General features: G+C 42.0%; 9 protein-coding genes. 1 reads left to right on the forward strand and 8 read right to left on the reverse strand.

What is annotated here, in order from left to right:
• Window positions 1-45: 45 nt before the first annotated feature.
• The gene (locus OKIT_RS07085) at window positions 46-2,931 is read right to left on the reverse strand and encodes a DNA polymerase III subunit alpha (RefSeq protein ID WP_007746499.1); all 2,886 of its coding nucleotides are present in this window, start codon (window positions 2,929-2,931) and stop codon (window positions 46-48) included.
• Window positions 2,932-3,008: 77 nt separating this feature from the next.
• On the opposite strand from OKIT_RS07085, the gene OKIT_RS07090 reads away from it, so the two are divergent.
• The gene (locus tag OKIT_RS07090; protein WP_007746501.1) at window positions 3,009-3,206 is read left to right on the forward strand and encodes a YjzD family protein; all 198 of its coding nucleotides are present in this window, start codon (window positions 3,009-3,011) and stop codon (window positions 3,204-3,206) included.
• Between the two features lie 15 nt (window positions 3,207-3,221).
• On the opposite strand, the gene pepT is transcribed toward OKIT_RS07090, so the two are convergent.
• From pepT to glyQ, 7 genes are all read right to left on the reverse strand, one after another.
• Window positions 3,222-4,445, reverse strand: coding sequence for a peptidase T (gene pepT, locus OKIT_RS07095; protein WP_007746502.1), 1,224 nt, complete (start codon window positions 4,443-4,445; stop codon window positions 3,222-3,224).
• Window positions 4,442-5,134, reverse strand: coding sequence for a tRNA (adenine(22)-N(1))-methyltransferase (locus OKIT_RS07100; RefSeq protein ID WP_007746503.1), 693 nt, complete (start codon window positions 5,132-5,134; stop codon window positions 4,442-4,444). Before OKIT_RS07100 ends, pepT begins: the two co-directional genes overlap by 4 nt.
• A 68-nt stretch (window positions 5,135-5,202) precedes the next feature.
• A complete protein-coding gene (gene rpoD, locus OKIT_RS07105; protein WP_007746504.1) occupies window positions 5,203-6,558 on the reverse strand; it encodes an RNA polymerase sigma factor RpoD in 1,356 nt (451 codons plus the stop codon).
• Complete coding sequence (dnaG, locus tag OKIT_RS07110) at window positions 6,551-8,413, reverse strand: DNA primase (RefSeq protein ID WP_007746505.1); 1,863 nt, start codon at window positions 8,411-8,413, stop codon at window positions 6,551-6,553. Before dnaG ends, rpoD begins: the two co-directional genes overlap by 8 nt.
• 134 nt (window positions 8,414-8,547) lie before the next feature.
• On the reverse strand, window positions 8,548-10,620 hold the full coding sequence (glyS, locus tag OKIT_RS07115) for a glycine--tRNA ligase subunit beta (RefSeq protein ID WP_007746506.1): 2,073 nt from the start codon (window positions 10,618-10,620) through the stop codon (window positions 8,548-8,550).
• Window positions 10,621-10,623: 3 nt separating this feature from the next.
• Complete coding sequence (locus tag OKIT_RS07120) at window positions 10,624-11,433, reverse strand: SseB family protein (protein ID WP_007746507.1); 810 nt, start codon at window positions 11,431-11,433, stop codon at window positions 10,624-10,626.
• Window positions 11,420-12,394 carry a glycine--tRNA ligase subunit alpha gene (gene glyQ, locus OKIT_RS07125; RefSeq protein ID WP_007746511.1) on the reverse strand — a complete coding sequence of 325 codons (975 nt, stop codon included), beginning with the start codon at window positions 12,392-12,394 and terminating at the stop codon, window positions 11,420-11,422. The genes OKIT_RS07120 and glyQ overlap by 14 nt, the downstream gene beginning before the upstream one ends.
• Between the last annotated feature and the right edge of the window lie 32 nt (window positions 12,395-12,426).

Here is a 12,426-nt window from a genome sequence, read left to right on the forward strand (position 1 = left end):
TTTCATTTGACAAAACACTTTTTATCTTAACATTTTCTTCACAAATCAGTCGCCGATCTGCTTGATTTTATTTGCAATAATGTTAATTTCACCCCGTCTAAGCTGCGTTTTTCCTATAAATGCAATTAGTACACCATTTTTTAAAATTGGCGCAGCTTTCGCATACTCACGAGCAAAAACAGTTAAGGAACTTTCGCCGCTGCCGTCAGAAATAGAGACGAAAGCCATTTGATTACCGTTTTTATCACGAGTGGTTCTGACGGAATCTACCATCACAGCCATTTTTACTTCTGTATCTGCTTTTAAATCGTTGATCTGCGTGTAGCCCTTGGCAAGGATTTCTTTTCTTAAACTATCAATTGGATGGCCTGAAATCGAAAAACCTAAAACAGCTTTTTCCTGCTGTAAACGCTGCAATAGAGGCATTTCTTTTGCGGCATTCAGCTTGGTCTCACTAAGCAGGCTGCCGCCAAACTGCATGGCCGTAATTAATGAAGCCGCATTCTCGACCAGTTCTTGACGAGTATAGCCAAAATGGTCCAAAGACCCGGCATAGGCCAGCTGCATAATATCGTTTTCGCTCAAATCACTTCCCGACATACGCTGTAAAAAGTCAATTAAAGTCGGGAATGGGCCGCGGCTGTCACGCTCATTTAAAATCTGTTCGGCCACTTTTCTATTCAGTCCCTTGATTTTGCTTAGCCCAGTGTAAATCACATGATCACCGCTTGAAAAACCGCTTTGAGCATGATTAATGTCCGGACCGGCAAGTGGGATACCACTGTTTTTGACGTCCTGCAGATAAGCTGTTTTACTATCAAAGTTCAGCAATACAGAGAAAAATTCCAAGGGGAAATAAGCTTTGACAAAGGCCATTTCAAAGGCGAGCTTGCTGTAGGCGACCGCGTGGCTTTTGTTAAAACCGTAATTAGCAAAACGTTCGATATAAGCGAAAATTTCTTCTGCTTGCCGGCTGTCATGGCCTTTTTTCAGAGCTCCAGCAATAAAAGCATCATGCTGGGCCATCAAAACACTTTCATTCTTGTGCCCGATTGCTGCTCGAAAAACATCGGCCTCTCCTAATGAAAAACCAGCATAAACCTGGGCAATCTGCATGACCTGCTCTTGGTAAATAATCACGCCATACGTCGGCTGCAGAATATTTCTTAAACTTTCATCGATAATGTGAATCTGTCTTGAGTCGGCCTTACCCTTTGCATAGGCCGGGATATTCTCCGACGGCCCGGGCCGATTCAATGCATTAACCGCCACAATATCATCAAAACTGCTGACAGAAACCTGTTTTAAGGCACTTTTGGCTGAATCAGACTCAAATTGGAAAATACCGTTTGTCTGGAGTGTTCTGAAAATGGTCAGCACTTTAATGTCATCCAGCGGCACATGGTCCAGATTAATTCGGCGGCCCGTATTCTTTCTGATCAGTGCACGCATATCGGCAATCATGTCGAGATTGGTCAAACGCAGTAAATCAAATTTGACTAAACCAATTGCTTCGACATCATCTTTATCAAATTGTGTCACGGTCGTATCAGAAACGCGATTGAGAGGAACGTAATTAACCAATTTTTCTGGACTTAAAACAATTCCAGCAGCGTGAATGCCGATGTGCCGAGGCAAACCGGAAATCTTTTTGGCAAGTGCAATAATTTCTTTAGCATGGGGCAAATCAGAGATAGCATCTGGCAGGTTTTCTGGATCCGCTTTCTCCAAAGCATCATCATTTGAAGCCATAAATCTAGAAAAACGTTTCAAACTTCCTTCACTGCTGGCAAAAATCCGTGCACTATCTCTAACTGCCAGTCTCCTTTTGAAAGTGTCAAAGGTACCAATTTGAGAAAAATGGTCGATTGAATACTTGTCCTGCAGATATTCAACAATTTCCTGACGGCGATTGCCCGGTACATCAATATCGATATCCGGCAGCTGCACACGCTTAGGATTCAAGAAACGCTCAAAATAGAGATCGTATTCAATCGGGTCGATCGTGGTGATATATAAAGCGTATGCAGCGAGTGAGCCGACAGCCGATCCTCGACCAGCACCAAGTTGGATGTTGTGGTGACGAGCAAAGTTGACAATATCCCAGACGACCAAAAAATAATCTGCTAAACCGAGCTGGAAAATAATTTTTAATTCATAATTCAGGCGTTCTTTATAATTGTCGGGAATCTTCCGATTCAAAAAGCGGTTCTGCAAGCCTAGCTTAACTAATTCTGAAAGATATTTTTTTGGATCCGTCTGACCTTCCGGTAATGGAAAAATGGGCAGATGCTTCGCGTTCTCGGGCCAATCATTTTGGATAGCATCGGAAAAATTGATATTATTTTGCAGAATGTCCGGAGGCAGCTGGGATGCATAAAAATCGGCATCTTGAAGACTATGGCCGGTCAATTCTGCCTGTCCAGTGAAGTTCAAGGCGTTTTCATCGATGTGCCTCAAAGCAGTCGCGACAACTGCATCCGTTTCGTTGACCCAATCGATTGGAAAATAACCCAGTTCTTTTCTTGTAAAACAGTCGACGTTTGCTAAAGACGTTACATCTTGGCCGTCTTCAAAAACCATAGCAATATCTGCAAATGACAGGCTCTTATCATGCAGGCTAAGTGTCTCGTCTGGATGAAAAGCCAGATAACTGCTGATTTTCATTAGGTTCTGATAGCCGTGAAAATTTTTAGCAATGGCAATAATTTCACCGAAATCAGTCTGACTGATCGTCAAACCAATTATTGGCTTAATTCCAGCGGAAATAGCCCCCTGACGGAACTTTTCTGCACCATAAAGGTAATTATGATTTGCTAAGACAGCTGCCTTAAATCCCTTATTTTTTAAAGCACTAACGAGCAGGTCGGTCTTATCGGGATTTCTCAACAGATCGTATTCGCTAAAAACTTGTAAGGGTGTATAGCTCACAAGTAAATAATATCGCGAATGTGCGAAACTTTGTTCGTGTATTTGTATTTTTTACGCAACAGTCTTACACTTTGTTCATGAAATATATTGCAGTGGGTATTTGGTCGGTTATTTTAGGCAATGTTTTGGGTTTTATCGTTGGAGAACTTTCAAAACAGGCCTATATACCATGGAAAATTTCAATCATCTTTCTAGTTATTGGCGAAGCAGCCGCGATTCTCATCACGACAATTTCTCAATCAGCCGACAATTCGAAAAAAAACACCGATCAATAATGATTCGGTGTTTTTTTATTTAGATTGTAAAGCAATAATCTTAAGGACCACGTCAACAGCTAGTTCCATGTCCTGAACTGAAGCAAATTCATATGGGCCATGTAGATTCTCAGCCCCGGTAAAGATGTTCGGTGTCGGCATACCTAAGAAAGTAATTTTAGAGCCATCCGTACCGCCGCGAACCGGCGCCTCATTAGGCGTAATGCCTAATTCTTTATAAGCTGCTTCTGCTAATTTGACCGACTCGAGATGATCCTTTAAAACATCAGCCATATTGTAGTATTGGTCGTATTGATTTAAATCCAAAACAGGATGCGAATATTGTGCATTGACCTGTTTAACAGCATCCGCAAGAATTTGTTTGCGCTGTTTGAGGCCATCGCGCTTAAAATCGCGAATAATCAAATGCGCCTCAGCTGAATCACCATCACCATTGAGATCCAGCAGATAATAATAGCCTTCATCACCACGTGTATTTTCTGGGCGCTCATTTGGCAGCAAATTAAAAGCATCAATGATTGCAACAATTGGATTAATCAATTTGCCATAACCTGATGAAGGGTGAACTTGCGTGCCTTTGGCCTTGATTGTTGCTGCAGACGCAGAAAAAGTCGCCCACTGCAGCTCTCCTTTGATTGCGCCGTCGACTGTGTAAGCAAATTTAGCACCGAAATTCTTCGTATCAAAGTGATCGGCCCCAATGCCTATTTCCTCATCTGGCCCGAAAGCAATCTCGATTTCACCATGCAGCATTTCTGGATGATCCAGCAAATACGACATAGCTGTAATAATCTCAGCCACGCCGGCTTTATCATCAGCACCTAGCAAAGTTGTACCGTCCGTCGTGATTAAGGTATGACCCTTATAATTGTGAAGATTCGGGAAAACAGCTGGATCCAAACTGACACTGTCGCTGAGTTTAATAGCTGACTGGCCATCGTAATTTTCATGAATTTGCGGCTGGATATTTTCAGAATTAAAATCAGCTGTATCGACATGCGAAATAAATCCAATCGGCGTAACCGTTTCTTTGCCTTTACTTGCTGGCAATTTAGCAAACACATAGCCATCGGGCATCGTACGGACATCAGAGAGGCCGATTTGTGTTAATTCTTCGGACAATTTCTTCAAAAAGGCAACTTCTTTTGGATCGCTTGGAACTGTCTTTGACGCTTCATTAGATCGTGTATTTATCTTGGCGTAGCCAATAAAACGGTCAACTAATTTTTCGTACTTCACATTAACACCTCATCAATCTCTTTTATTTCTTCTTGCAAACTATCGTATCGCAAACTTCCCTGCTGCTTCGACTCTTCGAGAATTTTTTTAATATTGGCTAAGTGCTTACGCTTTTTCTGCCATTTCAGACGAAAAACATCCGAATTTTGCTCTAGGAGAAAGGGCCCGAACTTCATCTGACGGTTCGTTAAGGTTTTGGGCTTGCCAGCAGCACAGGAAACAATAATCTCATAAAAATGCCGGCCTTCCTGAATAATCTTTTCATCAGTAATGGTGCGCTTTTGCTGAATAATCACTTCTCTAACCATGCCTTCTTCATTATTCGCCTGCAAAATAAGAAGACTATCTGCCAAAAATGTTGGTATCTTTTCAATTAATTTAGCAATGAGTTCGCCGCCCATGCCAGCCATCACGATCGTATCAATATCATCGTCTTCCTGAAGAACGCTTAGACCGCTTCCAAGGCGGAGTTCAATTTGCTGAGGATTATCTAAATCTGCTAATTCAATCTGCTCTTGGGCTGAAAACAAAGGCCCCTTTCTCACATCAGAAGCAATAATAAAAGGTGATTTAGCTGTTTCTAAAAGCGCAATCGGGATTGCCGCGTGATCGGTGCCAATATCAGCGACACGAGCGCCATTCGGGATCAAACGATAGATTGCCATTAAGCGATCCGACAATTTTGCCATAAATAAATCCTTTCGAGAAAATAATAAAAAACCGAACACTAAGTTCAGTTTTTAAACCATGAAAAACTTTATTCTTCCATGAAATCCTTTAACTGCTTAGAACGGCTTGGATGACGTAATTTGCGTAAAGCCTTGGCTTCAATCTGCCTAATTCTCTCACGCGTGACGCCAAAGACACGGCCGACTTCTTCCAAAGTTCGAGTCTTACCATCTTCTAGGCCAAAGCGCAGACGCAAAACATTCTCTTCGCGCTCCGTCAAAGTACCTAAGACTTCCTCTAACTGGTCCTTAAGCATCTGATCAGAAGTGGACTCGATCGGTGATTCGCCTTCATTGTCTTCAATAAAGTCGCCCAAATGAGAATCATCTTCTTCACCAATAGGAGTTTCCAAAGAAACCGGCTCTTGGGCAATTTTTTGAATTTCACGCACTTTGTCAGCTGTTAATTCCATTTCAGCACCAATTTCTTCAGGCATTGGGTCACGGCCAAGATCCTGAATCAGTGTACGCTGAATTCTAATCAGTTTATTAATTGTTTCAACCATATGAACAGGAATTCTGATCGTTCTCGCCTGATCAGCAATCGCACGTGTAATTGCTTGACGAATCCACCAAGTGGCATAAGTCGAGAACTTGAAGCCTTTGGTATAATCGAACTTCTCAACAGCCTTCATCAAGCCCATGTTGCCTTCTTGGATCAAATCAAGAAAATGCATGCCGCGGCCGACATAACGTTTTGCGATTGACACAACCAGACGCAGGTTGGCTTCAGCTAGTTCCTGACGAGCTCTTTGACCATCTGCACCGCCCTTTTCGATTCTTTTAGCAATCTCGACTTCTTGAGTGGCATTTAACAGTGAAACACGCCCGATTTCCTTTAAATACATACGGACCGGATCATTGATTTTAACACCTTTAGGGGCTGATGAAGCCGCCGAAAGTTCTTCTTTGCTTGGATTATTTGTCTTCGTATTCAGTGACTTTTCGGAAGGATTTCCGTCTTCATCGACAATTGAAATACCGGCATCTTCGACTTTTTCAATTAATTTATCAATTTGGTCAGCGTCCAACGAAAAAGGCTTAGCCATCTTTTCTTCCAGATCGTCATAAACAACTTGACCAGCTTTTTTGTTCTTTTTGATGAAAGCTTTTAGAGCCTTATCGTAGGCTTTTTCATCAAAATCAGCAGAAGCATGATCCTGATTCATATTAGCGGGCTGATCGGCTATTTTCACAATTTTGTTTTTGTCTGCCGCAGTCAGTGTCTTTTTCTCTGCACGGTCTGCTTTTTGGTTGTTCTTTTGAGCTAAGCGCAACAAAACTGCTTTTTTATCTTTTTTCAAAAAACTGACATCAGCCTCAGTCAAAGCCTCTTGAATTTCTGCAACAGTGTTTTTCTCAGAAACAACAATTTTTTTAGTCATGTTTGTTCTCCGCCTTTTCTTTCATTAATTTTGCCAATTTGACATTCAGTTCTTTAATTTGATCGCTTTGATTTAAATTAATAGCAGTCTGGATTTGCGATTTTAAATTCAAAATCTGTTTTTCAAAGGGAATCCTCACGGTCAACTGCCAGATATAATCATCAATTGCATCAGTGTTAGCTGTCGAATAAAGGGCCAATTGCTGATTAATCAGCGGTGCAAATTTTTCTTGCTCTGCTGCTGTCATATTTTCCATCAGTGCCGATCCAATCGATTCCATTCCCGGATGTCTGCTGCGAAAACCCTTAATGAGAAAATAATATAACTGGTTTTCAGGGCTTTGAAAAACAAAAGTCTGATTTTTTTCTATCTCTTTAAACACAGATTCATGGTAAATAGCCGAAACGATCATTTTTCTTTCGATCATCGCCTGCTGTCCACTGATTGGATCGCGTAAGCTAGTTGCGGCGCCGGCTGGTACTGGGGCTGGCCCAGGATCTGGCTCAGCGAATCCTTGTAGACCGGTTTCCCGAGTCTGCGGGCTGTTTCTTGTAAGCTGTGTTAAGGATTGATCCAAAACAGATCTGCTAAGCCCGAACTGATCGGATAGTTTTTTTAATGTCAGATCATTCGCAATTGGATCAGGATGCTCTGACAAAAAAGTCAGCAAATCAGTTGTATAAGCACTAAGGTCGGCTGTATTACTCAAATTGCGATTGTGTTTCAAATACTCCAGCGCAAAATCGTTGATAGAACTGCTGTCCTGCTCGAAAATTTGCTTGAGAGCTTCTGGCCCCTTTTCCTGCAAATACTCATCCGGGTCTTTACCAGCCGGAATGGTCACAATATCGACTTGGAGATGAGGAAACTGTCTGGTCTCGGAAATTGCACGCCAAGTCGCATTCTGCCCCGCTGAATCACCATCATAAGCAATTGTCAGCTTTGGACTGTTGCGAGAAATTAATTGCAGCTGTTCTTTAGTCAGACTCGTACCCATTGACGCAATGCCATAATCTACGCCGGCTTTGTGTGCTGCGATCACATCCAAGTAGCCTTCCAGCAATAAGAAACGCTGGGAAAGTTTGGCCGCTTGTTTGGCCTGATCAAAATGATAGAGTAGCCTGGATTTTTTGAAGACTGCCGTCTCCTTGGAATTAATATATTTAGCAGAATTAGTCGAGTCTAGTGTGCGGCCTGAAAAACCAACCACATTGCCATAACTATCTTTTAGTGGAAACATGACGCGATTAGCAAAGACATCATGAAAACTGCCATCATCATACTGAGAAATCAGCCCCGAGGTCAATTGTTCTTCTATTGGAATTTTTTTCTCATCAAAAAATTGGTGTAACGACCAATCCGAAGGAAGATAACCGAGTTGAAAATCAATCATCGTCTGACGATCAAGATGACGATCTTTTTCAAGGTAATGCAATGCCTGTCCAGACAAGTCTGTGTTTAAAAGCAGGTGATTAAAAATCTCAGCCGCCTGCTTATTAAGATCGATCAGGTGCTGTTCTTGTTCATTGAAACGGCTGCCGGCATTTTCCGTATATTTTTGATCAATATGAATGCCCAGGCCAGAAGCAAGTTCCATCACAGCTTGAGGGAAAGATAGGCCCTTTTTTTCAGATAAAAAGTCAAAAACATTGCCGCTGCGGCCGCAAGAATAGCATTTATACCGCTGCCCTTCTTCATCCACTGTAAAGCTAGCGGAATTCTCAGAAACGAAAGGGCAAAGTCCCCAATAATATTTGCCTTTTTTCTTCAGATCCACATATTGGCCGATAATGTCAACGATATTAGCGGCATCTTTTACCTGTTCAATTGTCTCTTTAGGAATTAAAGCTGCCATTAGATCGAGACTAAATTATATGCTGAATACTTGACTTTGTCAAGTAGACAAAAACGTGCCACTACGGGCGCTTGGCACATTATTTTATTTAAAATACCAGATTATGTTAACTTAAATGAGCTTAACGGCGAGACTTATTTTGTAACGATTTTTCTAAAATCACCGAAAGTAGAAATCTGGTCATTTAGCAAGTTAATCTGTGCGAGCCGGTTCTTTTTAATCTGCGGGTCTTTGTCCAAAATCATATTGCTGTCAAAATAATCATTGATTGGATCTTTCAAAGAGACAAAGTAATCATAAATCCCCTGATCCTTTAATTGCGAAATTTGCTCAGCGAGATATGCTTGGCTGGCAGAATATAAGGCCTTCTCCGAATCATTAACAAACAAATCCGGATCGACTTGTTCTTGACTAGGATTCTTTTCTGCCAAACTCTGTACACGCGCTAAAGCTTCGACAACTGCTTTGAAATTCGTATCATCTGCGTGGCTAGCCAAAAAACTAATCCGTCTTAAAATCAATTCCACGTCACCCTGTTCGATCTTACTTGTTGCAGCATCGAGCAAATCATAGCGACTGCCATCGGAAAGCTGGCGAATTCGGTCAACAATAAAAGCATTAAGCTGTGCATTAATGCGGGTTAAATTCTGATCTTGTATTTCCGCAAAAGATCCCTGTTTAGCGAGGACTAGGCCGTTTAAATTCGTGAGAAGTTCTTTCAAAGAAAAACGCCACTTTTGATCGGCGATAATCCGAACCATCCCCAAAGCTGCTCGCCGCAAACCATATGGATCGTTTGAGCCAGAGGGAATCAAGCCGCAAGCAAAAAAGGAAAAGAGGCTGTCCAACTTATCGGATAGTGCCAATAAAGCGCCCACTCGGCTCTGCGGCAGGCTGCCTTCAGAAGAATTCGGTAAATATTGTTCAGAAAGTGCTTGTGAAACAACGGCATTTTCACCGAACAGGCCAGCATAAATTCCTGCCATCGTGCCCTGGAGTTCGGAAAACTCGCCTACCATCGCAGTCGTCAAATCAAATTTATAGATTTGACTAGCACGCTGCAAGTCTTGCGTTTCTGACTCGGAAAAACCCATTTTGTCAGCCAACAAAGCTGCAATTTTGGAAACACGTGCCATATGCTGGACCACGGTACCGATTTTTGCGTGGAAAATCAAATGATCTGCCTTAGCCATGAAGAAATCAATTGAATGTTTCTGATCCTCTTGAAAGAAGAATTTTGCATCCTCCAAACGGGCGATTAGCACCTTTTCATTACCAGAAATGACATTATCCAAATGGTCGCCATTACCATTTCTGACAGAAATAAAGTGCGGCAGCAGCTGGCCTTGTTCATCTGTTAAATAAAAGAAACGCTGATTGTCACGCATACTTGTGATCAAAACAATATCTGGCAGCGAGAGATATTTTTCAGAAAAACTACCCGCAAAAGCTGTTGGATATTCAACAATATTATTGACTTCCTCCAGCAAATCTTGGTCAATGTGCAAATGCCAGCCATGCTGATCAGCCAATTCATGGATTTGTTTCCTAATCGTTTCTTTTCGGGTCTGGGCATTGGCAATCACAAAAGCGTCGGCTAAATCTTTTTCATAATCATCAGCTTGTGCAATTTCCACCTCACCAGTATTGAGGAAACGATGGCCGCGCGTCACGCGTCCAGCCTTCACATCTAAAACTGTGAAAGGAACAACATCCGTACCTAGCAGCGACACAAGCCAGCGAATTGGACGAACGTACTCTAATTTAAAGTCAGCCCAGCGCATATAGGTCGAGAACTTCATTTGTTCAACAACTTCAGTCGCAATATTTTTAAGGATTTCAGAGGCAGCAACACCTTCAACATGTTTCGTCAGATAAACATAGCCATCCTTCTCCGTAAAATCATCAGGCGACATTTTCTGGCCGCGAGCAAAACCTTGTGCCGCTTTGGTCCACGCACCATCAGAATCTTTAGCAACTTTTAGTGAAGGTCCGCGATGTTCTTCATCTGTTGAATCAGAGAAATCAGCTAAATTTTTGACTAAAATAGCCAGACGTCTCGGCGTAGAAAAAGGAAGCACGTGGTCATAGTGTAAAAGATGTTCTTTTAGAAAATCCTCGCTGCGAGAAACAAGCTGATTTTCAGCGCTCGTAACAAGATGAGCTGGTATTTCTTCCAGACCAATTTCTAATAAATAATCCGCCATGATTTACTTTTCCTCCTTAAGCTGCACAATTTGACCCATTTGGGCACGCATGGGTGCGTCAATGACAATGCCGTTCGCCGCGATATGGTCATCTAAATAAAAATCGCCTAATTTCTCTGATTGCAGAAGGTCGTCTTTTGTTAAGGCAACAACGGCAATATCAGGATCATAAAAATGTTTTGCAAAGGGTTCTTGCGACCATTCTTTCAATTTAGCCAAATCAGTGAAAACCGGGATCCAGTTGCTCTCATCTGCACCATTGTGCAGGGTGAGATATGAATGATGTTCCTGCTGCTGTTCTTCAAAAAGATGTCCAGGGACAATAAAACTCAAACGATTTATTGCGTTTTCCGTGAGAGCCATATCATCATTAATGCCAAGCTGCCTTAGAATGGCATCATTATGGAGACTTTTTTCCAATAAGTCCGCTCTTGGCAGAATAGAAGTTTCGTAATCCTCTGCCGTTAGACTGTAATCAATCAGTGTGTGGTCAAAAATAATACCATCCAAGCCTTCATTTTTGACAATCTGGATTGCCTGATCAAGCATCAATTCTTTAGTAAGCGGGAAATTCAGATTGAAATCATCTTTTAAAACGCGTTTAGCCAGCTGCTCACTGGTAAAAAGCAGCAAATAGCTTCTTCCAGCGGTCGTTTTATATCGAAAATTGACTTCTAAAAAGAAATGGCCGAACAGCAGAGCTGCTAATAGGTCCTGTTTAGTAAACCAATCCTGTTTGGAAGGATGATCGACATTATGCTTGAGAAGTTCTGCTAATTGTTCAGCACTGAAACGGCTCTCATTTTCCACCATGGTGCTGCTCCTGACTGGCTCTTTTGGTTAATTTTTTTGTATAAATACCCTTTTTGCCGATGTATTTTTCCCTCGAATCCTGATCTTTTAACAGTGGAAAAGACAACTTGGCCCGCGCCAAGATAAATTCATTAGCAACGCTGTGAGCCATGCTGCGGATTCGATGCAGATAACTCGCTCTTTCGGTAACGGAAATAGCACCTCTTGCATCAAGCAGATTGAAAGTATGACTGCACTTTAGAATATAGTCATAAGCCGGGTGAACCAATCCGAGGGCTAACAGGCGTTTAGCCTCTTTTTCAAATTGATCAAAATTAACTAACAGCATTTTTTCATCAGACTGTTCAAAGGAATAAACCGAATGTTCATATTCCGGCTCTTTAAAAATATCGCCATAAAGGACGCCGTTTCCCCATTCCAAATCATAGACAGACGGTACGTCTTGGATGTATGAGACCAGCCTTTCCAGACCGTAGGTAATCTCAGCTGTTACCGAGTCTACTGGAATAGAGCCGACCTGCTGAAAATAGGTAAATTGGCTGACTTCTTGGCCATCCAGCCAGACTTCCCAGCCGATTCCTGCAGCACCCATAGACGGATTTTCCCAGTTATCCTCGACAAAACGAATATCGTGCTCCAAAGGATTGATCGTTAATTTTTCCAGGCTTTGTAAATAAAGTTCTTGAATATTTTCCGGAGATGGTTTCATCACAACTTGAAATTGGTGATGCTGAAATAAGCGATTTGGATTTTGACCATATCGGCCATCGGCAGGACGTCTCGAAGGCTGTACGTAGGCTGCGTGCCAAGGTTCCGGCCCGTTTGCCCTTAAAAATGTATAGGGGCTTTGTGTACCTGCACCAACTTCATTATCATAAGCCTGCATGAGGTTTGCGCCTTGACTTGCCCAATATCCTTGAAGTGTGAGAATTACATCCTGCATTGATAATTTTTTTGTCATTAACGATTACTCCCCGTTCAATTATGATGCCA

It is taken from the genome of Oenococcus kitaharae DSM 17330 (assembly GCF_000241055.1).
In the GTDB taxonomy this organism is placed as follows: Bacteria; Bacillota; Bacilli; order Lactobacillales; family Lactobacillaceae; genus Oenococcus; species Oenococcus kitaharae.

Coding starts and splice junctions, on each gene's coding strand:
- OKIT_RS07090 (WP_007746501.1), top strand. CDS start 3,009: ATGAAATATATTGCAGTGGGTATTTGGTCGGTTATTTTAGGCAATGTT.
- OKIT_RS07100 (WP_007746503.1), bottom strand. CDS start 5,134: ATGGCAAAATTGTCGGATCGCTTAATGGCAATCTATCGTTTGATCCCG.
- rpoD (WP_007746504.1), bottom strand. CDS start 6,558: ATGACTAAAAAAATTGTTGTTTCTGAGAAAAACACTGTTGCAGAAATT.
- dnaG (WP_007746505.1), bottom strand. CDS start 8,413: ATGGCAGCTTTAATTCCTAAAGAGACAATTGAACAGGTAAAAGATGCC.
- glyS (WP_007746506.1), bottom strand. CDS start 10,620: ATGGCGGATTATTTATTAGAAATTGGTCTGGAAGAAATACCAGCTCAT.
- OKIT_RS07120 (WP_007746507.1), bottom strand. CDS start 11,433: ATGGTGGAAAATGAGAGCCGTTTCAGTGCTGAACAATTAGCAGAACTT.
- glyQ (WP_007746511.1), bottom strand. CDS start 12,394: ATGACAAAAAAATTATCAATGCAGGATGTAATTCTCACACTTCAAGGA.